Origin of the sequence: Enterococcus plantarum (assembly GCF_001730295.1) — a bacterium.
Lineage (GTDB): Bacteria > Bacillota > Bacilli > Lactobacillales > Enterococcaceae > Enterococcus_L > Enterococcus_L plantarum.
Window position 1 is genome coordinate 133,522 of record NZ_MIKA01000047.1, and the last position, 23,502, is coordinate 157,023.

Annotated in this window: 21 protein-coding genes and 1 pseudogene; 20 read left to right on the forward strand and 2 right to left on the reverse strand. The window is 36.5% G+C overall.

What is annotated here, in order from left to right; genetic code table 11:
• Positions 1-10 precede the first annotated feature (10 nt).
• From BCR22_RS12530 to BCR22_RS15480, 6 genes are all read left to right on the forward strand, one after another.
• Positions 11-199: a hypothetical protein gene (locus BCR22_RS12530; RefSeq protein WP_069655222.1), complete on the forward strand. Its 189-nt coding sequence runs from the start codon at positions 11-13 to the stop codon at positions 197-199.
• Between the two features lie 246 nt (positions 200-445).
• Positions 446-868 carry a helix-turn-helix domain-containing protein gene (locus tag BCR22_RS12535; protein ID WP_069655223.1) on the forward strand — a complete coding sequence of 141 codons (423 nt, stop codon included), beginning with the start codon at positions 446-448 and terminating at the stop codon, positions 866-868.
• Positions 869-969: 101 nt separating this feature from the next.
• A complete protein-coding gene (locus BCR22_RS12540) occupies positions 970-1,968 on the forward strand; it encodes a LacI family DNA-binding transcriptional regulator (protein WP_069655224.1) in 999 nt (332 codons plus the stop codon).
• 74 nt (positions 1,969-2,042) lie between these two features.
• Positions 2,043-3,695 (forward strand): alpha-glucosidase, encoded by a 1,653-nt coding sequence (locus BCR22_RS12545; protein ID WP_069655252.1) that lies wholly within the window; start codon positions 2,043-2,045, stop codon positions 3,693-3,695.
• Positions 3,696-3,710: 15 nt separating this feature from the next.
• Positions 3,711-5,147: a PTS transporter subunit EIIC gene (locus BCR22_RS12550; protein ID WP_069655225.1), complete on the forward strand. Its 1,437-nt coding sequence runs from the start codon at positions 3,711-3,713 to the stop codon at positions 5,145-5,147.
• A gap of 235 nt (positions 5,148-5,382) precedes the next feature.
• Positions 5,383-5,553, forward strand: coding sequence for a hypothetical protein (locus tag BCR22_RS15480; protein WP_167351531.1), 171 nt, complete (start codon positions 5,383-5,385; stop codon positions 5,551-5,553).
• Between the two features lie 224 nt (positions 5,554-5,777).
• Here BCR22_RS15480 and BCR22_RS12555 read toward each other — a convergent pair whose 3' ends face one another.
• Positions 5,778-7,784, reverse strand: coding sequence for an alpha/beta hydrolase (locus BCR22_RS12555; protein WP_069655226.1), 2,007 nt, complete (start codon positions 7,782-7,784; stop codon positions 5,778-5,780).
• 510 nt (positions 7,785-8,294) lie between these two features.
• Here BCR22_RS12555 and BCR22_RS12560 point away from each other — a divergent pair.
• The 4 genes from BCR22_RS12560 to BCR22_RS12575 all read left to right on the forward strand — a co-directional run bounded on the left by BCR22_RS12560 (position 8,295) and on the right by BCR22_RS12575 (position 11,817).
• A complete protein-coding gene (locus tag BCR22_RS12560; protein ID WP_069655227.1) occupies positions 8,295-9,095 on the forward strand; it encodes a zinc ribbon domain-containing protein in 801 nt (266 codons plus the stop codon).
• An 18-nt stretch (positions 9,096-9,113) separates the two neighbouring features.
• On the forward strand, positions 9,114-9,539 hold the full coding sequence (locus tag BCR22_RS12565; RefSeq protein ID WP_069655228.1) for a hypothetical protein: 426 nt from the start codon (positions 9,114-9,116) through the stop codon (positions 9,537-9,539).
• A gap of 217 nt (positions 9,540-9,756) precedes the next feature.
• The gene (locus tag BCR22_RS12570) at positions 9,757-10,686 is read left to right on the forward strand and encodes a hypothetical protein (RefSeq protein WP_069655229.1); all 930 of its coding nucleotides are present in this window, start codon (positions 9,757-9,759) and stop codon (positions 10,684-10,686) included.
• A 201-nt stretch (positions 10,687-10,887) separates the two neighbouring features.
• On the forward strand, positions 10,888-11,817 hold the full coding sequence (locus tag BCR22_RS12575) for a DUF975 family protein (RefSeq protein ID WP_069655230.1): 930 nt from the start codon (positions 10,888-10,890) through the stop codon (positions 11,815-11,817).
• Positions 11,818-11,878: 61 nt separating this feature from the next.
• Here BCR22_RS12575 and BCR22_RS12580 read toward each other — a convergent pair whose 3' ends face one another.
• Positions 11,879-12,577 carry a TIGR00266 family protein gene (locus BCR22_RS12580; protein WP_069655231.1) on the reverse strand — a complete coding sequence of 233 codons (699 nt, stop codon included), beginning with the start codon at positions 12,575-12,577 and terminating at the stop codon, positions 11,879-11,881.
• A gap of 321 nt (positions 12,578-12,898) precedes the next feature.
• On the opposite strand from BCR22_RS12580, the gene BCR22_RS15965 reads away from it, so the two are divergent.
• The 10 genes and pseudogenes from BCR22_RS15965 (at position 12,899) to BCR22_RS12620 (ending at position 23,460) form a co-directional block, all read left to right on the forward strand.
• Positions 12,899-13,447 (forward strand): hypothetical protein, encoded by a 549-nt coding sequence (locus tag BCR22_RS15965; RefSeq protein WP_338030587.1) that lies wholly within the window; start codon positions 12,899-12,901, stop codon positions 13,445-13,447.
• Complete coding sequence (locus tag BCR22_RS15970; RefSeq protein WP_242596105.1) at positions 13,411-13,584, forward strand: helix-turn-helix transcriptional regulator; 174 nt, start codon at positions 13,411-13,413, stop codon at positions 13,582-13,584. Before BCR22_RS15965 ends, BCR22_RS15970 begins: the two co-directional genes overlap by 37 nt.
• A gap of 120 nt (positions 13,585-13,704) precedes the next feature.
• A complete protein-coding gene (rpsN, locus tag BCR22_RS12590) occupies positions 13,705-13,974 on the forward strand; it encodes a 30S ribosomal protein S14 (RefSeq protein WP_069655232.1) in 270 nt (89 codons plus the stop codon).
• A 29-nt stretch (positions 13,975-14,003) separates the two neighbouring features.
• Positions 14,004-14,144: a putative metal homeostasis protein gene (locus BCR22_RS15485; RefSeq protein ID WP_167351532.1), complete on the forward strand. Its 141-nt coding sequence runs from the start codon at positions 14,004-14,006 to the stop codon at positions 14,142-14,144.
• Between the two features lie 39 nt (positions 14,145-14,183).
• Positions 14,184-14,982: pseudogene (locus BCR22_RS12595) on the forward strand (Gfo/Idh/MocA family protein); the annotation flags it as partial.
• A gap of 117 nt (positions 14,983-15,099) precedes the next feature.
• The gene (locus tag BCR22_RS12600) at positions 15,100-16,947 is read left to right on the forward strand and encodes an LTA synthase family protein (protein ID WP_069655233.1); all 1,848 of its coding nucleotides are present in this window, start codon (positions 15,100-15,102) and stop codon (positions 16,945-16,947) included.
• An 18-nt stretch (positions 16,948-16,965) separates the two neighbouring features.
• Positions 16,966-17,742: a tRNA 2-thiocytidine biosynthesis TtcA family protein gene (locus BCR22_RS12605; RefSeq protein WP_069655234.1), complete on the forward strand. Its 777-nt coding sequence runs from the start codon at positions 16,966-16,968 to the stop codon at positions 17,740-17,742.
• A gap of 557 nt (positions 17,743-18,299) precedes the next feature.
• Positions 18,300-21,011 carry a cation-translocating P-type ATPase gene (locus BCR22_RS12610; RefSeq protein WP_069655235.1) on the forward strand — a complete coding sequence of 904 codons (2,712 nt, stop codon included), beginning with the start codon at positions 18,300-18,302 and terminating at the stop codon, positions 21,009-21,011.
• Positions 21,012-21,515: 504 nt separating this feature from the next.
• Positions 21,516-22,682 (forward strand): oxalate decarboxylase family bicupin, encoded by a 1,167-nt coding sequence (locus tag BCR22_RS12615; RefSeq protein WP_069639532.1) that lies wholly within the window; start codon positions 21,516-21,518, stop codon positions 22,680-22,682.
• A 76-nt stretch (positions 22,683-22,758) separates the two neighbouring features.
• Positions 22,759-23,460 carry a YoaK family protein gene (locus tag BCR22_RS12620; protein ID WP_069655236.1) on the forward strand — a complete coding sequence of 234 codons (702 nt, stop codon included), beginning with the start codon at positions 22,759-22,761 and terminating at the stop codon, positions 23,458-23,460.
• Positions 23,461-23,502: the final 42 nt, after the last annotated feature.

Here is a 23,502-nt window from a genome sequence, read left to right on the forward strand (position 1 = left end):
AGGAATAACAATGGATATGAAAGAAATAAAAGAGACAAGTCAATTTTTAGTAACGGAATATCAGGACAGTCTTAAAAATGGATTTGTTGAAACACCTAGTCAGTTCATGATGCGCATGAACGTAGAGTCAAAAGTTGAAGAATATGTCCGTCCTTTGTTAAGTCAGGTAGAGCAAGAATTTAAAAATCGTGTTAAATAATCGAGTAATCCTATTTTGGGAGCAAAGAGAATGCTTGTTTTGATTGGCTATGTAAGTAAGATGACCTCTAGGATGTCTTGCCAAAAAATCGCGAAGATGATAAGAGAGAGTTTAGATTTTTAGCCAGAAGCTCAGCCTGTTAATGGTAGAATCGAAGGTGCAAATTTATTTAGCTTGCTACAGTGCAAGCTTTTTTTGCGTGATTTTCTACTCATTTTAAGTGATAGTAAATGCGAGGTGATCAAAATGACAATTGGTGAAATTTTAAAGGAAAAAAGAGAACAACTTGGCTATACTCAAAAAGAAGTCGCTCAAAAATTATATGTATCTAGACAAACAGTTTCTAATTGGGAAATCGGAAAAACATATCCTGATATAGAAAAATTACTAAATTTAAGTGATTTTTATGGTCTTTCCTTGGACGAGCTGATTAAAGAGGATTACAGAATGGCCGATAAGCTAAAAAGAGACAGCTATGAGCAAAAAATTCGAGTATATGGTTTTTTATCAGAACAACTATCGGCTATGATTTTAGGATCGATCCTAACTTGTGTCTTTTTCGGCGTTCATTTTTCAATGTTGGTTCAAATAATACTTATTATAGTGACGTTTAGCTGCCTTATTTTTCTTTTATGGCGGAATGGTCTAGTTGAAAAAATAATAAGGTAAGAAGTTGGCTTTTCTAAAATAGTAAAATTTCATGTTTAGCATTGACAAAAATAAAAAGATACTCTATATTTATGGTATCGATATCACAAGAGGAGAAAAAGATGGCTACAATCAAAGATGTTGCAAAAAAAGCTGGTTTATCGGTTTCAACCGTTTCACGTTTTTTGAATAATCATCCGTATATTTCAGATGATAAAAAAGAACGAATCCAAAAAGCAATGGATGAACTAAACTACGCACCAAGTGCGATTGCAACGCAACTTCGTTCCAAAAAATGTACGACGATCGGTGTGTTGATTTCAAGAATCACCAATCCATTTTTTTCTTATTTAGTAGATGCGATCGAAAAACAAGCAAAAGAACATGGCTATCAACTGTTGATCATGCAAACCTATGACGATCCAAAAGCAGAGTTGAAAATGCTAGAATATTTAAAACAACAAGTTGTTGCAGGTGTCATCATGACTTCTATTGAAAGCGATTCACACGTAATTGAAAGTTATTCAAAATATGGTCCCATTGTTTTATGTAATGAGAAACTAGAAGGAACAGGGATTCCAACTATTTCCACTAATCAAGAAGAAATCAGCTACGAGGCAACCAACTATCTTATTCAAAAAGGATATCGTAAAATCGCCTATTGTACTGGTGGGAATCTAACCATTGGTGGACATGGACACCGACGAACCAAAGGGGTTGAACGGGCGCTTGCTGAACATGACTTGTCGATCAAAAGGAATTGGATTTTTAAACAGGTCCATAACATGGAAGATGGTCAAAAAGTAGCGCGAGAAATTTTGGCTTTGCCTGAAAATGATCGTCCAGATGCTGTCTTTAGTGGAAGTGATGAGGTCGCTATTGGGATTATCCAAGAAGTACTTCAGCAAGGATTACGTGTACCAGAAAATTTGGCAGTATTGGGTTTTGATAATCAGCCAAGCACAGGTATTATTGCCGTTCCACTCACAACGATCGATCAGCCAACAACAGCATTGGGAATGGAAGCCACGAAATTAATGGTTGCATTGATTGAAGGGGCAACGTACGAAGTAAATAAAAAAGAACTTATTTTATCACTAATTGAGCGTAAATCCACGTAGGTGGATTTATTCTTGTGAAAATATGATATCGATACCACATGTAATGGAAGGATGAATGACTCGTGAACATAGAAATGAAAGACAAAAAATGGTGGGAAAAAGAAGTGATTTACCAGATTTATCCGAAAAGCTTTAAGGACTCGAATAATGATGGCATAGGAGATCTTCAAGGGATTCGAGAAAAGTTACCGTATTTAAAAGAGTTAGGAATCACTACGATTTGGATCTGTCCAATTTTTACGTCACCGATGGTAGATAATGGCTATGATATTTCTGATTTTGAAGGAATCAATCCTGAATTTGGGACTATGGCTGACTTTGATCAAGTGTTAGAAGATGCGAATAAGTTGGGAATCAAAGTGATTTTAGATTTAGTCATCAATCATACTTCTGATGAACATCCGTGGTTCCAGGCAGCATTGAAAGACAAAGAAAGTCCATATCGAGACTATTACATTTTTAAAGAAGGGAAAACAGAACCAAATAACTGGCGCTCGATTTTTGGCGGTTCAGTGTGGGAAAAGTTACCGGATGAAGAGGTCTATTATTTCCATGCCTTCGATAAAAAACAGCCTGATTTAAATTGGGAGAATCCAGTATTGCGTCAAGAATTATATGCAATGATCAATAGATGGTTAGAAAAAGGAATTGCTGGTTTTCGAATCGACTCGATTACCTTTATCAAGAAGGATCAAGATTTTGCTAGTTTACCTACGGATGGCGTGGATGGTTTAGCGTCTTGTAAAAGTAAAACACGAAACCGTCCAGGAATTGAAGTGTTTTTAAACGAATTAAAAAAAGAAACATTTGAAAAATATAATTGTGTTACCGTTGGGGAAGCACCTGGTGTTCCTTATGAAGACTACGGTGATTTTATTGGGGATGATGGGTATTTTTCCATGATTTTTGATTTTAATTATTCTGATATCGATGTTGAATCTGGTTCTGATTGGTTTAAACGGACGAATTGGACTACGAAGGAATTCAAAGAAAAATTAAAACGCTCACAAAAAGTGTTACAGAAAAATGGTTGGGGGGCGAATTTCGTTGAAAACCATGATCAGCCTCGTGCTGTTTCTAAATTTATCAAACCTGAGTACCAAACGGATGAAGCAGCGAAAGCCTTAGGTATGCTCTATTTCTTTTTACGAGGAACACCATTCATCTATCAAGCGCAAGAGTTAGGGATGCAAAATGCCAAACGGAACACCATTGATCAATTTAATGACATTTCAAGTATCGATAATTATCACCGTTCAATTCAAGAAGGCTATACGCTAGAAGCAGCGTTGGATTTCGTCAACAAACGAAGTCGAGATAATACACGTACACCTTTTCCTTGGGATGATCGTCAATATGGAGGATTTTCAGCTACTACGCCATGGCTTGCGATGACAGAAGAATACCCCAATCGTAATGCACAGCAGAATCCAGTATTCGCTCACTATAAAAAAATGATTGAGCTCAGACAACAAGGACAAGTAAGTGAAGTCTTGACGCATGGCACAATTGTTTTCTTAGAAAATGTACCAGATAATGTGATTGCCTATAAGCGTGTATTAAATGAGAACGAAGTTTATTCCTATACTAATTTAAGCGATACGGAGGAACTAATTTCCATAAAAGGGGAACCTTTGGATTTACTCTTAAATTCTCATGGGGATCTAGTAAACGAAGAAAATGAATTAAAGCTTTATCCTTATCAAAGTGTTTTGTTTAAAAAATAAATGAGGTGAGTGAAAATGGCAATTAACTACAAACAAATTGGCGAAGAGATCCTAAACGTCGTTGGGGAAGAAAATATTACAGGAATCACCCATTGTGCGACACGATTACGTTTAGAAGTAAAAGACCGCGAAGCAATCGACGATAAAAAGGTCGAAAAAATTGATCAAGTAAAAGGGGTTTTCTTTAATGCCGGTCAATACCAAATTATTTTAGGAACCGGCATCGTGAATAAAGTCTATGACTCTCTAGTTCAAAATAACCATGAACTATTAGAAAAAGAAACGACTCTTGAAGAAATGAAAAAGCCAAGCAATCCGATCAAACACGCAATTCGTACACTTTCTGATATTTTTGTTCCGATCATTCCAGGAATCGTGGCAACGGGATTATTTCTAGGGTTAAAAGGAGTCTTTTTAAATGAGAGTGTTTTAGCTTTTTTTGGAACATCAACTGATAACATTCCTGAGTTTGTACTAGTTCTTTTGGGTGTACTGACGGATACTGTTTTTGCTTTTTTACCTGCTCTGATTTGTTGGTCAGCGTTTAAAAAATTTGGCGGTACACCGATTATCGGTTTTGTGATCGGCTTAATGTTGGTATCCCCCATGTTGCCGAATGCTTATTCAGTGGCAGATATCAATAGTGGTATTGAACCGTTGATGGCCTTTGGCTTTATTCCAATCGTAGGCTATCAAGGAAGTGTCTTAACGGCGTTAGTGATTGGTCTTTTAGGAGCGAAACTTGAAAAAATCCTTCGTAGAAAAATGCCGAACTCTTTAGATTTGATGTTTACTCCTTTTGTCGTTATTTTGGTGATGATGTTAACAGGCTTGTTAGTGTTAGGACCAGTCTTGCACTTCGTAGAAAATGGCTTGGTCTACTTCATTACAGGGTTAATCAAATTGCCATTTGGAATCGGTGGTTTGTTGATAGGGTTCTTATATCCGTTGGCTGTTATGACGGGGATGCATCATCTGTTTATTATGATCGAAACAAGTTTGTTGGCGACAACTGGCTTTAATCCACTGATTACGCTTTGTGCAATGTACGGCTTTGCGAATGCGGCAGTAAGTTTTGCAGTGAGTGTCAAGGCCAAAGATAAGAATGTAAAAGTAATTGGAACCAGTGCGGGTGTGACGCAACTTTTAGGCGTAAGTGAGCCAGCATTGTTTGGGGTCACGATTCGTTACGGGATGAAACCACTAGGTATTATGTTAGGATGTTCTGCTCTAGGGGGAGCTATTTTGTCATTGTTAAACGTGCAAGCGAATTCATACGGGTTAGCTGTTATTTTATCGCCGTTGATGTACATTTATAGCTCGTATCAATTAGTAACCTATATCGTAGTTGGAATTTGTATCTTTATCTTGTCGTTTGTGTTGACGTATCTGTTTGGGGTACCAAAAGAAGTGATGATGTCAGAAGATGAGTATCTAGGAGAGGAACAATGAACTAGACAAATGAACAACGCTATCGAGCTGTCAAATTCAAAAGAAAAAAGGCCAAAAGGTATTTGACGGTAAAGCTATCCTATTCAACCTAATTATGATTTATTAAATGACCCCAACGGTTTTTGTTAGTACAATAAAAAGTATCAATCGGGTGTTTTCATTGGTGAAGTTGACGAGCGTATAGGTTAATTTGATACACACTTATTTCAAGAGTTAGATCAAGGAGTTGATTTTTTTGCGATGCAAACAACTTCGTGAACTAAAGACGAATCGCACGATTGAGTATGTTGGTTCTGTAAAAGTAATAAATAGTCGAAAGCGGTCGACCAGTAGGTTTTCTGAATTAGGAGAATACCAAATCAAGATACATTTAGAAGACACAGAACAGGCAGGGAACGCATTTTAGAGTTGGTAAAAATTTGAGACGCTGTGTTTGTTAGATCAAGAATCTAAGCATTTTAGTTTAGATTGCACGCATTTGCAGAAAAGGTACGGCGCAAATCGAGATAACACAACAGACGTTTAAATAAGAATAGAAACTGAATCCGTTTTGTATAATAAAAAACCTCATTAACAATGGTTCGACAAGCTGTACCTTTGTTAATGGGTTTTTTAACTAATCAACTGTTGCTAATTTGAAACTAAAACCAAAGAAGCGCTGCTATTTCCTTTGACGTCTTTATTGATTATGTGTAATATCGTACCTGTTTCTTGGCTGGGGATTGTTAAATTAAACAATCCGTTGCTATCTGTTGTAACTTCAAAGAGCACTTCGTTAGTAGTAGTAATAATTTGAATTGTTGATTCAGGTTCTCCTTGCCCTTTAATCAGGGTTTCACTTGATGTTGATGCGACTTCATTTAGTTTGACCCGCTCTGGTGCTGTTTTATCTGCATTTATTAATTTAACGTTGGATAGATACATAACAGTACTTTTACGACCAAGCCAGTGATAATGAGTCATTTCTGAACCTAGTATGATATTTTGCGCTCCTGTCACTTGGGGTGTAAAGGTCATATTTTTATGGACTGGATTTTTGGCCGTTTGCTTTTCTTGTTTTAGATTTTTACCAAATCCATATTTAAGGACTTGTTGACTATGCTCTTTTGGATTTGGGTTATAAGCGTCAAAACTTAGTTCGTATGTCTGGTTCTTTTGTAGGTTTACTTCTTGTGCAACATAAGCAGCAGAGTTTTTCAATTTTTTATAGAATTTTAAACCAGTTTGATCTGTTGAAAGAGCTGAAATGATTTCTCTCTTGTATTTTCTTAAAACCAATTCATAAGGAGTAGATTCAGTTGTTGATTGAAACGTTGTACCATTATGACTTAATTGCCAAGCGTCAAAACTTGTTTGGGCATCATTACGGTTGAATTCAGTATTGAGCAGTAAATTTTTATCTTCAGCGAGTTGAGGGCGTAATGAGTTCATTTCGTTTACGGTTGCTAAAAATGAACGTACTTTTTCTTTATAAAGAGTATCACCAACTTTTAAGTTTACGCCGTGCCCCGCTTCTGGAATTGCCAATTGTTCTTTGTAACCAAAAGCATTTGCATACAACTTGTCTTTAGCAACGGGTGGGATAAACCAATCTGCTGTTCCATGGATAAATAATTTTGGTACATTAGATTTAGCTACCGCATCTAGAGGCGAAATAGAGAATAAATCGATTTTTAAGATAGGTTTTACGTACTGATTGTTGAGAGTGTCGATTAATTCATTTTCGCAATTATACCAATCGATTTGATTAACTAAAGGGATATACTGCAATTTAGATGTAAGTAATCGCATCACATCACGGGCTTGTTGTTCGATTGAATAGTAGCCACAATCTTCAATAATTGCTTCCACATTAGGATGAGGTGTTTCTTGAGACATCATCACAGTTGCCGCGCCCATAGAAACACCAAACAATAAGAATTTTTGCTTTGGTTTTTCCTCTAGTTCTTGGTTGATCCATGCATTGATGTCATTTCGTTCATAGGCACCAAAAGTAATGTAGCGACCTTCGCTTTTTCCATGTGAGCGTGCATCAGGAATGAGCACATTATAACCTAGCTCATAAAGGAATTCAGCTTCAAGCATGATCTGCTTCGGATTAGAACGGTAACCATGTTGAACGACAGCCGTTTTGTCAGATTGATTGTCAACGTAGTAAGCATGTAATGTTAAATTTGATTGTGTTGGTTCATCAAAAACGGAGAGAGAGCGCTCGCTTTTACCTGAAACTGTATCAAACCAAGAGGTAGTTTCACTGATTCCAGCTAAACCGGTTAAGTTAGAGAAGAGTGTATTCTCTCTTTTAACCGTGATATCAAAAACTAAAGAAGCAATTAATTTGTTCAAGTTAGGACCGAAACTACGTGCATTTGGATTGGTATTTTCGGTTAGATATTGCTCTATCCGATCGATGATTTCTTGTTCTTTTTGTGGTAACTGTTCTCTTTCTTCTGGTGTTTTTGCTTCGAATTGTTCATTTTGTTGTTCTTGCACCATACTTCTACTAATGGTTGACAAAGGAGGATCGGTTTCCTTAGTCTCCCCAATCACTAGAATGTTTTCGTTAGCAACTGCTGTAGTCGGTGCTAGAAAACTAAGCAGCAGGAGCCCAACAATAACCTTTTCAATTTTTTTCATTTTTCATCTTAACCTTTCTGTAAATCTATAATAAGTAACCATGAAATAGTTTAATATACTTTACTAAAAAGTCAATAAGATATTCTAATAGAATAAATAATGATAAAGTGAATTGAATATAATTTAGGAGTTAGTTTTTATAAACTTGAAGAAAAGGCTACAGCTTTTGACGAAAATATGGTGAAAAATAGTTATCATTCGGGTATTTTTATTGGTGAAGTTGACGAGCGTGTGGTTACTTTGATAGGCACTCATTTCAAGAGTTAGATCAAAGAGTTGATTTTTTTTTGAAACGCAAACAACTTCGTGAACTAGGGAAGAATCACATGTTGGAAAGGGAAATTATGAAATAGGGATAAAGAACAGCTACATTTAAAGTACATCGTTAAGTTCTAAAAGAATTAAGATTTTGGAAGAAGTTAGAGTACATTTAAGTTCGATCACCTATTTACCTTTTTCAAATATAATGAGATAATAATGTTGAAAAAGTGTTATTTCGGAGGGGAAGAAATGGGAGATTCATTCGTTCAAAATCAGTGTTCATCGTGTGGTGGTGCAATCACTGATCCAAACGTAAAAAAATGTCCACATTGTGGAACATCACAAGATCATGTTCAAACAATACTGGATGAAAAAAACAAAAATATTGAACTTTGTCCTAATTGTGGTTCGCCAGTTATATTTAATATTGAAAAGCAGCAGTTTGTTTGTGATTTCTGTCATTCTACGTTTACAACAAAAATTGAAAAAGATTTTGATAACTTGATATATGAGGCAGATAATTTGATTCCATTTCAAATACCAGAAGGGCTGGCAAAAAAGCAGTTTTTCGAATGGTTGATTAAAGGGGAGAACCTTCCCTTAGACATCTTAGGGAGAATCAATAATATCCAGCTAGAACAAGTTTTTATCCCATATATGTGTGCAAATGTTGTTTATGATGGCGCGTGGGGAGCTGATATTGGGTACAATCGTTCTGAGAGCTATACAGAATATGTGACGAAAGAAGACAAGAATGGAAATAAATATTCTGAACCAATCGCGAAGACTCGAACTGTTGTTGATTGGAATCATTCAAGTGATATTTTTTCAGGTACAACATTTAAAAGTTATCTAGTCAATGATGAACTAACGGGTTTGATTGCATCATTTGCTCAACGTTTTAGTCATTTGGCTTTTTTAGAGAATACGAAGCCGTTTGATGAACATTACACAGCTGGGACTCGACAATTGAAAATTTCATCTTATAAAGTTTCTTCAGTTTTACGTTCTATTCGTGTTTTTGCTCAAGAAGAAGCAGAAAAAAAATGAATAGCATCTTACCAGGAGATGAAAATAACGAAATTCACCTATAATCTAACTTCAAAATATACGTATGTTCCGTTTTGGAAAGTAACATACAAATATGAAGACATGAATTATAGTGCAATTATGACTGCTGCAACTAAAAATAAAATAGAAATAGACGGAAACCGTCCAATCTGTCAAGAAGATTCAACAGTTGAAAAAAAAATGAGGACAAACGGTCGGTTTGGTCTTTTAGGAAGTTTACTCTTTTTCTTGATCAATATATTTAGTAATTTCCCTAGTGAAGTAGGATCAATCCTATCTATACTTTTTTTAGGTGGAATTGGTATCTGGATTTATTTTGCAATCAAGCGACATCTTTTCTTGGATCAAAATAAAAAATATCTTGAAGATAATTTAAATGAGTATCCAGAATATATAAAACTATTAAAACAATATCCAAAATAGTTTTTGAACCCTACTGTATTAATGAATAGAATAAAAAAATGGCTGAAATGTATGTTTCAGTCATTTTTAATGTATCAGTCGAAAATATGTCTACAATAATCAATTTGAAAAAACATAGACTTCAATACAGTTGTTCGATAGTATAACTATATATGCTATTTTATGTATAAAAAACATAATCTATATATGAAGAATTAAATGAAGGAGGCGTTAAAAAATGAAAAAGTCAGTAAAGTCATCAGTGATTGTGTTGGCGTTAGGATTAGGGTTGTCAATCGGAACATCTGAAGAAGCTGAAGCGATGTATGAATCGCCTTATTCATATTTCAATGATTATGGAATAAGAGAAAAGAGCTTTGCTAGTGTAGATAAACTATACACCGATCGTTATCAAATGGAGGTAGAACAGCTTCATAAAAAGTATAACTTGGGTGTGATCACGGATGAGGAATTTGATATATTCCTTCGGCAATTGGATGAGCGCGATGAGAAGAGTTTACTTGAACGAGAAACACTTTTTAATACGTATGGATTAGTAAAAAAAGACGATTTAAAGCAGATCACCCATTTTGATACAGCGTTTGACGATTATTCTTCTTTGGCGGGAGTTGAGCAAATGCCAGTATTAGAAACAATCCAAGGAGAAGGTGGAAGCTTCAACAGTTTTAGAGAGTTGGGAAAATTAAATAAATTGAAAACAGTGAATTTGGAAGCGAATAATCAACTAACATTAAACAGTTTTAAAAAGCTAACCGACTTGGAAACGCTCGTTTTGTCGTTTAATGGGTTCGAAAATAAGGACGAAAGTAGCGCTAGTGAATACACACAAGCGTTAACAACAGATATTTCAGCATTATCTCATCTGGATAAATTAAAGGAATTAAGAATCAATGCAAGAGGAAGAATGGCGACGATTACCTTAAAGAAAGGGACAACCTCTTATCAACTATTTGACCCAATCGTGTCATCAATACAATTCGAAGGTGCTGAAATGAACTACGTTTCAACTATTGAAAGCAGTGAAGTGTTGGAATGGAACAATTTATCGGGAAAGGAAAGATATTTAGCATTTAGTTGGAGGATAGAAAAGGGAACCGAACTTTCTTATACAGGAGAGGGGCAAATCCCAATTCGTTGGAAAGAATAAAAGGCAAGAGTGAAATTTTTCATTCCGAGGTCTAAAAGGATACTTCTCTTCACGAATAGTGTCGATTGGATTCACTAATTTGGGCAATGACCAAAGGAAGTGAGTACTTTTGATAGTAAATTAAGAGGCATATAAAAAAGTGATAAAATACAAAGTGACGACGATAGGAAATTTTCTAAAGGCGTTAAAAGGAGCGGAAAAATGATTCGAAGTGAAGTAAAAAAGAAAGCCCAAGCACATCTACATGGGCGATATGGAAACTGGAGTTTGATTGCAATTCTCCCTTGTGCGGCATTGTTTCTTTATTTTTTTTCTGTGATGTTCCTGTTTCAAGCAGCGACAAGTGTTGGAAATCAATCAAATCATTATCACTCTTGGCAAGAAGATTACGCTGAAAAAGCGAATCGTTCTATGGACGACTATGAAAGAGGCTACGAGGATGGCTATTCAGATGGGTATGACGACGGATTTTATCAAGATGATTCTGATGATGACAGCCAGAATGAAAAAAATCTTCATTCCTTAGCAACTATTCCAGGAACCTCGTTGACACATCAAGGGCGATCCGTTACTTATTCAGAAACAACGACTTTAGAAACAGGAATCGGTGGTCTAGTTGGCTTTTTGGTTTGGCTTGCGTTTTTACTTGTTATGATTTTGTATCGTGGCATGATTCAGTGGGCAGCCGTGGATAATGTAGAAAGGCGTAATTTTAGTCTTAAAACAGTCTTTATCTCTTTTATTAAAGAAAATGGTAAACGAACGGTGAGTGCTAACAGTTTAATGGCCTTGTACACTTTTTTATGGTCTTTGTTGTTTGTTATTCCTGGTGTTATCAAACAATTATCGTATGGTATGACAAATTATTTATTGAAAAAAGATCCCACTTTAACGGCAAAAGAAGCAATTGATCTTAGCCGAGTATTGATGAAAGGATATAAGTTAGAATATTTGATATTCTCTTATTCCTTTATTTTATGGCAGTTTGCTGCATTCTTTAGTTTTGGCTTAGTCAGCGTTTATGTTATTCCATATTATAGTGTATCGGAAGTGTTGTTCTTTGATCGAATCGTTGCGGATAAACATCATTTGTTTACTCAAGAAAAAGAAGCAGGATTTGCTGATTTTTAAATCAATCAACTAAAAAAGAAGTGTGAGAACCTTGTGACGGGGTTTCACGCTTCTTTGATTTTTATGAACCTGAACTAACAAAAGGGCTAATTAAACCAGCTAATCCTTCGATGTTTCTCGTTTGGATCATGATTGTACCTGTGCCATGAAATTCATTGACCACACCTTCACCGGTTGTGAAACCAAAGAGGCCAGAAGCTACCTTGATAGTGTAATCCAATGATTCAGACCAAGCGACAACATGCTGATTGTCTACGACAAATGGTTTTGTTCCATCCAAATGAATCTCGACAATGTCTCCGTAGCTGTTGATCAACAAGGAACCTGAACCAGCTGTTTCCATTACGAACAATCCACCCGTACCACCAAAAATAGCGCCACTAAGCTTTTGACGTTTCATATTATATGAGACAGTCTCATCACAAGCTAAAAATGCACCTGTATTTAAACGCCAATGTTCTGAGCCCACTTGAAGTTCTTTGATCGTACCCGGTGTTGCAGGCGCTAAAGCGACTGTTGCTGTATCGGTAAGTCCTGAAGCTTTGGTAATAAAAAAGCCCTCACCACTTGACATTGAACGACCCAAGGCACGGATTGCTCCGCCAAATCCTGCTTTCCCGTTGCTGTTCATTTTTCCTTCAAGATTGATCTCACCATTGTGATAAACCATTGCACCACTTTCTAACTGGATGCTTTCATCTGTTCGTAACGCGACTTCAACTAATGGGAAGACGGTATTCTCTGTCATTGTATACTCCATTAAAGTGACCTCCTCTATGATTTTATTTACTAGTATACCTTATAATTGAAAGACTTTCTTGTGAAGGGGTCGATTTTTTGTTTAAGATAGGCGAAAAACTTATTTTATGACAAAATATGTTGTAAATAAACCAAATTTTTATTAAGTAGAGAATAACAGAAACAGTCGGAGGCAGACAAAGAGTATACTTAAAACGACCAGAATCTGAAGAAACGAATCTTTTTAGAGCTTTTATCAATGATGGCATGACGATCGTTTATTCTCATTGGCACAAAGAAACCATATGCTCAATAAGAGGAACAGTCAATATTGGCGTAGGGGATGAAATCGTTTCTGTCTCTGAAGGAGAAATTTACTTTTTTTGCTAGTGGTGAACCGCACTATTTTCTAGCGTTACCGGACAGCGAAAGAATTGTCTATCAAGTTGATTTAAATGTGTTTGACGAGTTCAATTTAAAATCTGTTGATGATGGTTCATTGATTGAATTAGTTGAAAACCGGGGAAAAGCACAGTTTAAAATAGTCGAAATCTCTTGCTTTGGATACAAAAGTGATTTTTATTTTTGTCCCACACCCAGCTTATTATTTCAGCTCGTTGCAACATTTTACAGAAAATTACCTCAAACCAAAACAGACGTCAAAAAAGGTGCTAAACCTTCTATACTAAAGTACAAAGAAAACTTAGAACACTTGGATAAAATCTTCACTTATGTAGAAAATCATTATGAAGAACCGATTGCATTGGAAGAAATTGCAGAATACAGTGGCTTTAGCTCGTATTATTTTACACGTTTTTTAAGGCCAATACGGGTACCACCATTATGCGTTTTCTTATGGAAGATCGACTCAATCAAGCAAAATTTATTTTAGCGAATGAAAAAGTTCCTAAGACCGAAGTAGCTGAAAAATCTGGTTTTGCTAATGGTAAGACATGCCATGATGTATTCAAAGAACAAGTAGGAATATCCCTTTTGAACTATCAAAAGACCTTTATAGGAGAGTCCTAACAACATAAGCCTTTAATAAGTTTTTTTTATAAATAAAACTTGCATTTCTTTATCGATGATGGTATTCTTATCTCTGTTAAATAGTAATGATTACGATTTGTTAGGAGAGTGACAGAATAGATGGCTAAAAAATCAAAAATTGCTAAGGCAAAACGTCAACAAGCATTGATTGAAAAATACGCTGAACAACGCTTGGTCTTAAAAGCAAATAAAGACTACCAAGCTCTAGCAAAACTTCCTAAAGATTCAAACCCAAATCGATTGAAAAACCGCGATTTGATTGATGGACGACCAAGAGCCTATATGCGCAAATTTGGCATGTCTCGAATTAATTTTAGAACTTTGGCACATCAAGGGAAAATTCCTGGTGTCCACAAAGCAAGTTGGTAACCGACTAGTAGACGCAAAGAGGTGAGTAGATGGAGAAACAAGATCTTTCAAGTGCACGTAGACGATTGAAGTGTACAAACCGAAAAACAAGAAAGCGAGCATTAAAAATCATACAGCAACATAAAAGGGAGCAAAGACATCGCGTGATGGCTTCTGGGAATGTTGGGTGAGTGGATTATTAGTAAGAACCAAAAATAAAGTTCTTCCTTAAAGAACTAGCAATCAGCGCTTTGAAACCTGGAAAACACATAGTTTGTGAAAAAGCAGTCACGATGAATGTAGAAGAATTAGATGCCATCCTAAAACTGACCAAAGAAACTGGCAAGACCTTTAGGGTTCAACAAAATCGTCGCTGGACCCCAGATTTTCTAATCACGCGAGAACTTACAAAAATCAATAAATCGGAGAAATATTCCAAATCGAAACGCGCGTGCAAGGGACTAATGGAATTCATGGTGATTGGTGCCATGAATTAAAACATGGTGGTGCATGCTGTTAGACTGGGGTGTTCATTTACTCGATCAGTGATTATTTCTAGTTGATAGTCGCATCGAAACCGTGTCAGCTGGCGCAAGCTATATTCTCGGCGATGAAGTGGATAATAGATTTATCACCTATATCATTTTTGAAAATGGTATCCGAGCAATCATAGAAGTTGGAACGACGAATTACACGAAACTGCCACGTTGGTATTTAAAAGAAACACAAGGAACCGCTGTGAGTCATGACTGAGATCTATCTGGGGAGATGGTCATCGAATCTGGAAAGCAAAATATTCAAGCGCCAAAACCAATTCAAGCAGGTGTTGGTTTAACTAAAAAAATGGCGCTACCATCAGAAGAAGCAACTGAGACCTTACCATTACCAAACGCTTCTACTGAATACGATACATTCTATAAGAATTTCTACAAAGTTGTGCGAGAACAAGCAGAATCTGTGGTCCAAAATGAAGAAGTGCGGAAAGTGATGGTTCTGATCGAAGAAATTTTTAAAGCAGCTAAAAGATAATTAAAAAGATTTAATTCTAATGCGATGTAAGGCTTCTCGATGTAGGAGCTTTACTTTTTTTTCGTCTAAGCATAGAATATTAGGGGACGTATTAAGAAAGAGAAAAGGGAGAATGTTGTGAAGAAAAAATTACAGATATTCAAGAAAAAACCAGTCAATTATATACTGATCATGATTGGATTACTGTTGTTCGTTTTGATCAGCAATCTATATTTACAATGGTGCCAAAATGAATTATCGCTAGATCTAGTCTTTAAGTTTGCTTTTTCATGGCATACAGAAAAATTTATTTTAGGCAGTTTCGTCTTACTATTATTCTTACTATTTTTATGCAGTTTAGCAGGATCGTTCGCGTTAGGAAGCTTCCTTTATGCCATTACGATCGGCATCTTAGGATTTGCTAATTATCAAAAAATGTTTTACCGTTCGGAGCCCATTTATCCGGATGATTTAAAAATGATTACTGAATTTGGGTTACTAAGAGAAATGATTGGAACGGTTCCCTTCCTATTTATAATACTGGTTGCAGCAGTTGGGTTGTTTTTCTTTGGAAGAGCAATTTACAAAAGTCGATTGTTATCGAAGAAAATGCAAATTATCCGGATCACAGGTTTTGTTGTGACATTGCTTCTATTGGTATATGTTAGTAATTTTAATAGTCAAAATAATCTTTTAAGAAAAGCCTATGATCGAACGGCATTATGGATTCCCTATAGTCAAAAAATGAATTACTACAACACAGGATTTATGGGTGGATTTTTATATAATTTAAAGGTTGAAGCGATGGACAAGCCAGACAATTATTCTAAAAAAACAATCGAAGAAATCACCACCAAATACACCGATACTATACAAGAGTCAAACGCAGACACACAAGAAGAACAACCGAATATTATTTTTGTGATGAGTGAAAGTTTTTCTGATCCGCAGAACTTAACGGGCGTAACCGTGAATAAAGATCCTTTAGAAGACTATTATGACATTGCGAAAACGACCTATAGCGGTAAAATGTTATCACAAAATTATGGTGGTGGGACAGCCAATATTGAGTTTGAAGCACTAACGAGTTTTTCGATGGAGTTGTTCAATCCTCAAATGACAACACCCTATACCATGTTGATTCCAAAAATGACAGAAATTCCATCGATTGTGTCGCTTTTAAAAGGGCAAGACTATCAAGCAACGGCTATTCATCCATACAATACGACGATGTATAAGCGCAAAGATGTCTATAAAACATTTGGCTTTGATCGATTTATTAGTGAAGATACCATGACCTACAAAGAAAAGAAACAAAAAAATCCTTATATTTCAGATGAATCTGCCTATAAAGAAGTGCTGGATCTGTTAAAAGATGAAAATGAACCACAGTTTGTTCATTTAGTGACCATGCAGACTCATATGCCTTATAGTGATAAGTACCCAACGACTGAGTATTCTTCCCAAAGTCTAGGCAATAAAACGGCAATCGATCGTTATATGCAGGATGTTGCCTATAGTAGTGAAGCCTTGAAACAGTTTACGACTGACTTAAAAGACGTAAAACGCAGGACGCTTGTTGTTTTCTGGGGGGATCATTTACCAAGTATTTATTCAGATAAAATCAAAGCAGACAACGATGAAGTGCGCATGCATGAAACGGAATTTTTGATGTATGACAACCAAGAAAAACTAAGTGGAAGAAATACACATGATGCACTTATTAGCCCATTTTACTTTGCCCCAACATTATTCGAACAAAGTAATATCCAAATGACTGGATTCTACCAATTGTTGAGTGAACTAGAAAAACAAATTCCTGCATTTGAAAAAGGGTTTTATTATAAAGACAAACAATGGAGTAAAACACTATCACTGAATAAAACGCAACAAGATTTATATGACGACTATCGTTTGATCCAATATGACATTGTTTCTGGCGAGAACTATAGCTTGAACACCGATTTCTTTAAAGAAATCCAGTGACTAAAAGAGGAGTGCAGAATGAGTTTTAAAAAGAAAGATAATCAAACCTACTATAATCCGATTCGTCGCGCGATTTTGACTCATCAAATGATTCAGCCAGGTGATAAAGTAGCGATTGGGATGAGTGGTGGGAAAGATAGTACCAGTTTGTTGTATTTTCTAGATAAGATCAGTAAACAAAAGCGTTTAGGCTTTGAATTTGAAATCGTACCAATCACTCTAGCAATGGGCTTTGATATGACTATTACGCCGATGCAGAACTTTGTGGAAGAGTTAGGGTATGAATTAGATATTGTTCCGACAAATATTGCGCAAGTTGTATTTGATATTCGGGAAGAACGCTCTCCATGCTCATTATGTGCTAAGCTTCGTCGAGGAATTTTATATAAACGAGCAAAAGAAGTCGGTTGCACTAAAGTTGCCTTAGGTCATCATCTAGATGATGCAATCGAAACCTATTTTATGAATTTTTTATTTCATGGAAAAATGGCTAGTTTTGACCCAATCAGCTATTTATCAAAAACGGATATTTCATTGATTCGTCCATTACTTTATGTGGAAGAGAAACAAATTATTCAGTTTGTTCAAAGAGAAACGTTGCCAGTCATTTTTAACCCATGTCCTGTAGATAAGAAAACAAAACGAGAAGAAATCAAGCATCTTGTAGATGGATTAGCCCAAAGCTACCCCGACATGAGAGAGAAATTTATTATGGGCATGGAACAAGGAGTAGCGGACAATTTTTGGGCGAAATCAATAAAATCAATAGATAAGGAACAGAAGAAGTTAAATTGAAACGAAATAGAATGAACTAGTAGACTGCTGCTTAGGCTCCAACTATTTATTCAGATTCTGTGAAGGCGGGAAATAACTTGTAGAGTGATGTCCCGCCCCTTTTTTAGCTAAAGAAAACAAGAAACACCCTAAAGTACTGGTAAAAGAAAAGGGTAGAAAATCGCAGAAAGTGTCCTTCATAGTCACAACCAAGTAGACAGCGAGTGTTTTTTCATAGCAAACAGAAATTTTTCTGAAAATCAATACGATTTCATTTGAAAAACACTAAAAGAACAGGTATAATTAATTCAGCAATAATTATTGGTGAAGGGCTTGCCCACCACCATTTTATTATTTCATGAGGGAGTAACTGGCGGCGCTAGCTGCGACAACATCACCAACTCCGAAAGAAATTTCTGGTGTTGTCTTAAACGGTGAGACTTATGTATGTTCTATTTAGCATACAGAGGTCTATTTTTTTTCGTTTTTGCTGCGAACGTTAAGTTCAAAAAGGTGTTCGTTTCGCTATAATGAAGTAAAATAGATTTAAGTAGCTGTAAATTATAAGGAGGAAGAACATGTCAGAAGAGAAAAAGGTTCAACTATCTGAAGCATTTTACACGCAGTCAGATGAAGAGGTCTTACAAAAGTTTGATACGACAATCGAAGGACTATCAGATCAAGAAGCAAAAAAAAGGCTAGAAAGTTACGGTGCCAATGCGCTAGATGAAGGGAAGAAGAAATCGATCGTTGTTAAATTCTTTGAACAATTCAAAGATTTTATGATCATCGTCTTGCTCTTTGCTGCAGTGATTTCCGCAGTCTTCTCAGGTGATTTTGTTGATTCCATTATCATTTTGCTGGTTGTGATCTTAAATGCAATCTTTGGTGTCATTCAAGAAGCCAAAGCAGAGCAAGCAATTGAAGCGCTAAAAGAGATGTCTTCACCAAATGCGAATATCCGTCGTGACGGTCATGTGATTACAGTCAAAAGTGATGAATTAGTACCTGGCGATATCGTTTTATTAGAAGCAGGAGACGTTGTGCCAGCTGATTTACGTTTAATAGAAGCAGCGAGTCTTAAAATCGAAGAAGCCGCTTTGACAGGTGAATCTGTACCAGTTGAAAAAGAAGCTATTGTTTTAGAAGGTAAATCTGATGACATCGGAATCGGTGATCGGATCAATATGGCGTATTCTAACAGTAACGTGACTTACGGCCGTGGAATCGGTGTGGTTGTCGGCACAGGGATGAACACCGAAGTCGGTAAGATTGCAGGGATGTTAGCCAACGAAAAAGAAACTGAAACACCATTGAAACAAAACTTAAACCAATTAGGTAAAATGTTGACGATCGCTATTTTAGTGATTGCAGCAGTGATGTTTGTTGTTGGTATGATGAACGGCCGTACATGGATCGATATGTTATTAACATCAATTTCATTAGCCGTTGCAGCGATTCCAGAAGGATTGCCAGCTATCGTTACAATTATTTTAGCGTTAGGTACACAAAAAATGGCGAAGAAAAATGCCATCGTCCGCAAATTACCAGCGGTTGAAACATTAGGTAGCACAGACATTATCTGTTCAGATAAAACTGGGACGTTAACTTTAAATCAAATGACGGTTGAAGCTCTTTATACAGATAATGAAGTAAAACCAGCAACAGATGCAGTTGCAATGGACAATATGGCACTAAAAATCATGAACTATACAAACGATACAAAAATTGCACAAGACGGTTCATTGATCGGAGACCCAACGGAAACAGCACTTGTTCAATACGGTTTAGATCATGATTTCAACGTAACGGAAAAAGTGGCAGCGGAACCTCGTGTTGCTGAAATTCCATTTGATTCAGATCGTAAATTGATGACAACTGTTCACCAATTAGCAGATGGTAAATTCTTAGTTGCTGTAAAAGGTGCACCAGATGAATTGTTAAAACGTTGTAAGCAAGTTTTATTAAATGGTCAAACACCCGCTATGGATGACAAACAACGTCAAGAAATTTTAACGACCAATACAAAATTAGCCAAACAAGCTTTACGTGTTTTAGGAATGGCCTACAAAATCGTCGATACAGTTCCAGCGGAAATGGATTCTGATTTAGTTGAAAAAGACTTAGTATTTGCAGGGCTTGTTGGTATGATCGATCCAGAACGTAAAGAAGCGGCAGAAGCCGTGAAAGTTGCCAAAGAAGCGGGTATTCGTCCAATCATGATCACAGGTGACCACAGAGATACAGCTGAAGCAATCGCTGCTCGTCTTGGTATCATTAAAGAAGGCGACGATGATGCAGTGATCACAGGTGCTGAATTAAACGAATTATCTGACGAAGCCTTTGCTAAAGTAGTCGAACATTATTCTGTTTATGCTCGTGTTTCTCCAGAACATAAAGTTCGTATCGTGAAAGCGTGGCAACAAGAAGGTAAAGTCGTTGCTATGACAGGTGACGGTGTGAATGATGCACCAGCCTTGAAAGCAGCTGACATCGGTATTGGCATGGGGATTACTGGTACAGAAGTATCAAAAGGGGCCTCTGATATGGTCTTAGCGGATGATAACTTCTCTACTATTATCGTAGCCGTTGAAGAAGGACGTAAAGTCTTCTCAAATATCCAAAAAACGATTCAATACCTCCTTTCCGCTAACTTAGGGGAAGTATTGACACTCTTTATTGCAACAATGTTAGCGTGGGATACCTTACTACCAGTTCACTTATTGTGGATCAACTTAGTAACCGACACATTCCCAGCAATTGCTTTGGGCGTAGAACCTGCTGAACGTGACGTGATGAGCCATGCGCCTCGTGGGAAGAAATCAAACTTCTTCTCTGGCGGTGTCTTGAGTAGTGTAATTTATCAAGGGATCACACAAGGTGCGTTGACGCTGATCGTGTATAAAATGGCGATCGAATTCCCAGCGCACACAGCAGCGAATATGCCAAACTTATCAGCAGCAGCCTTATATGATTTACAACACGGTGATGCGTTGACAATGGCGTTTGCAACATTAGGATTGATTCAATTGTTCCACGCATTCAACGTGAAATCTATTTACCAATCTGTCTTTAAAGTTGGGTTGTTCAGAAACAAATCATTTAACTGGGCTGTTTTAATATCGTTCTTGTTACTAGCAGCAACGATTCTAATTCCAGGATTCAATGACTTGTTCAGCGTAACGTCATTAGATGCTTACCAATGGGCAATCGTTGCTGGAACGTCATTTGCGATTATCCCAATCGTTGAAATTGTAAAATTTGTTCAACGTAGAATGGGAAAAAGTTAACAACAAATCGAAAAAAATGAATAGACTTATAAATAAGTTTAAAGTCAACTAAATACGAAGACCAAAAATCATGAAAAAGATTTTTGGTCTTTGTATTTTTTTTAATTAAATCAATGCAAAAAGACTCTCAAACAATTTCGATTTAGTTTTACTGAAAAGAGAAAAGGGATTAAACTTATTTTAGAGACTTTTATTTTTTTTTCAAAAAAAAACAGCTCTTATTTTTGAATAATAAAAAAAAAGTGACTGCTTTTTTGCTGTATATTATCTACTATCAAAGAGTAAACAGGAAACTTTGATGAACAGTTGTCACTCGCTGAGGTAGGAAAGGAAGAAAAGAATTATGAGCATAAACGTATAAAGAAACGGTGAATTATCTTTTAGAGGGACGAAGATCGATAGAGTTCCAAACTTTTACAAAAAAGCAATCATAAGTATATGATTGTCTAAAAATCGATTTTCATGAGACAATCAATACATATTAAATTTAAGGAGTGATTGGATATGTCAGAAGAAAAAAAACTTGAACCTTACAGACACACCGATGGGAAAGGGTGGATTGATCATGGACCTAGAAATACTAGTCGTGATGAAGAAAATCCAGATATTCTAGTGCCACCTGCTACTGACCACGGAACGATGGCGAATTTAAGATTTAGTTATTCTGATTCACATCAACGCTTAGAAGAAGGCGGATGGACAAGAGAAATCACAAACCGTGATTTTCCCATTTCACAAGATGTTGCTGGCGTAGACATGAGCTTAGAACCCGGTGCTTATCGAGAAATGCATTGGCATAAGGAAGCTGAATGGGGCTTGATGCTCTATGGAAATGCTCGTGTGACGGGTATTGATGAATACGGACGCTCCTTCATTGATGACATTAAAGCCGGAGATTTATGGAACTTTGAAGCGGGAGTTCCTCACTCTATTCAAGCGTTAGACGAAGGCTGTGAATTTTTATTAGTTTTCAGTGAAGCTGATTTTTCTGAAAACAATACATTCTTATTATCGGATTGGTTGGCACATACGCCACCTGAAGTGGTTGCGGCAAACTTTAAAAAATCAACAGAGGAAATTGAAAGTTTCCCTGCTAAAGAAAAATATATTTTTAAAGCAAATATTCCTGGTTCTATTGAAGAAGTCGAACGCCCAAATGTGAACGGGAAAGTTCCATCGCCATTTACATTTCATATGGATACAATTAAACCGATTGAATCAGAAGCTGGTCGTGTACGAATCGTCGATCAAAACGTTTTTCCTGTAGCGAAAACTATTTCGGCTGCTTTTGTGGAAGTAGAGCCAGGTGGAATGCGCGAACTTCACTGGCATCCTAAAGCTGCCGAATGGCAATACTACATTCAAGGGAAAGCTCGCATGACAGTTTTTAACTCTGCTGGCGTTTCCAGAACGTTTGATTTCCAAGCAGGTGACGTAGGTGTCGTTCCAATCGTAGCTGGACACTACGTACAAAATATCGGTGATGAACCCTTGATTTTTGTGGAAGTCTTCAAGCATGGTGAGTATTCTGATATTTCATTAAATAAATGGTTAGGCTCTTCCCCATCGCAAATGGTAGCGGATCATTTAAACGTTACGAAACAATTTGCGGAGTCACTACCAAATCCAGAAAAGCCACAACCTGTTGTTTGGTTTAAAAAACCAGAATAGTTTTTGTTTCAATGCCTAGAAAATAAATAGGAAAATTTTCTAGGCTTTTTACTATCAAAAATTGGAGGAATAGAGAGTGAATAATCGTAAAGTACCGACTTATCCTGTAATGGAACTACCTTGGATTGCTTTTTTTCTAGCGATTGCGGCTGGCTCAATGGACGGGTATACCTACTTTGTAGGAAAAGCATTTAGCACAGTACAATCAGGAAATATCATTTTATTAGGACAAACAATTGCAACAAAAGACTGGCAGCATTTAGCTACAGTGGCACTAACCATCTTATGTTTTGGATTAGGTGCGATGACCACAGGAATTATTGAAGTATTGGGCATTAAAATGAAGAAAATCTGGGCATTTGAAATTTTACTTATAGAAGCAGTCGTTTTAGTTGGCTTAGGTTTTTCATCAATTAATAGTGTTTTTACCATCCTACAGATATGTATGCTTGTTTCTTTTCTAGCTGGAATGCAAGGGAATGCTTTTCATAAAATAGATGGCATGCTTTATGGAAATGTTGCCGTGACATTAGTGGTGCAATTAGCTTTCAATTATATTATTCAAGCTTTTACCGGAGCAAAAGATGCATGGAAAAATAGTTGGTTATATTTTTCTGTATTAATTGGTTTTGCAGGTGGCGGACTAATTGGGACTATTTTGACAAAAGCTTATGGTGAAAAATCTTTATGGTTTACAGCAATTGTTTTAGTGGGAATTGCCTTCTACTCAAAAATGATCAAAGTAGAGGAAAAAGCGATTAAAGTTGATCCTGTTTAGTAGTAAATAAATAGTGAAGTTGAATCAGTTTTCAAAGACTCG

Bases quoted from the DNA above. Each gene is read 5' to 3' on its own strand.
- BCR22_RS12530 (WP_069655222.1), top strand. From the start codon at position 11: ATGGATATGAAAGAAATAAAAGAGACAAGTCAATTTTTAGTAACGGAA.
- BCR22_RS12535 (WP_069655223.1), top strand. From the start codon at position 446: ATGACAATTGGTGAAATTTTAAAGGAAAAAAGAGAACAACTTGGCTAT.
- BCR22_RS12540 (WP_069655224.1), top strand. From the start codon at position 970: ATGGCTACAATCAAAGATGTTGCAAAAAAAGCTGGTTTATCGGTTTCA.
- BCR22_RS12545 (WP_069655252.1), top strand. From the start codon at position 2,043: ATGAAAGACAAAAAATGGTGGGAAAAAGAAGTGATTTACCAGATTTAT.
- BCR22_RS12550 (WP_069655225.1), top strand. From the start codon at position 3,711: ATGGCAATTAACTACAAACAAATTGGCGAAGAGATCCTAAACGTCGTT.
- BCR22_RS12555 (WP_069655226.1), bottom strand. From the start codon at position 7,784: ATGAAAAAAATTGAAAAGGTTATTGTTGGGCTCCTGCTGCTTAGTTTT.
- BCR22_RS12560 (WP_069655227.1), top strand. From the start codon at position 8,295: ATGGGAGATTCATTCGTTCAAAATCAGTGTTCATCGTGTGGTGGTGCA.
- BCR22_RS12565 (WP_069655228.1), top strand. From the start codon at position 9,114: ATGAAAATAACGAAATTCACCTATAATCTAACTTCAAAATATACGTAT.
- BCR22_RS12570 (WP_069655229.1), top strand. From the start codon at position 9,757: ATGAAAAAGTCAGTAAAGTCATCAGTGATTGTGTTGGCGTTAGGATTA.
- BCR22_RS12575 (WP_069655230.1), top strand. From the start codon at position 10,888: ATGATTCGAAGTGAAGTAAAAAAGAAAGCCCAAGCACATCTACATGGG.
- BCR22_RS12580 (WP_069655231.1), bottom strand. From the start codon at position 12,577: ATGGAGTATACAATGACAGAGAATACCGTCTTCCCATTAGTTGAAGTC.
- BCR22_RS15965 (WP_338030587.1), top strand. From the start codon at position 12,899: ATGAAATCGTTTCTGTCTCTGAAGGAGAAATTTACTTTTTTTGCTAGT.
- BCR22_RS15970 (WP_242596105.1), top strand. From the start codon at position 13,411: ATGGAAGATCGACTCAATCAAGCAAAATTTATTTTAGCGAATGAAAAA.
- rpsN (WP_069655232.1), top strand. From the start codon at position 13,705: ATGGCTAAAAAATCAAAAATTGCTAAGGCAAAACGTCAACAAGCATTG.
- BCR22_RS15485 (WP_167351532.1), top strand. From the start codon at position 14,004: ATGGAGAAACAAGATCTTTCAAGTGCACGTAGACGATTGAAGTGTACA.
- BCR22_RS12605 (WP_069655234.1), top strand. From the start codon at position 16,966: ATGAGTTTTAAAAAGAAAGATAATCAAACCTACTATAATCCGATTCGT.
- BCR22_RS12610 (WP_069655235.1), top strand. From the start codon at position 18,300: ATGTCAGAAGAGAAAAAGGTTCAACTATCTGAAGCATTTTACACGCAG.
- BCR22_RS12615 (WP_069639532.1), top strand. From the start codon at position 21,516: ATGTCAGAAGAAAAAAAACTTGAACCTTACAGACACACCGATGGGAAA.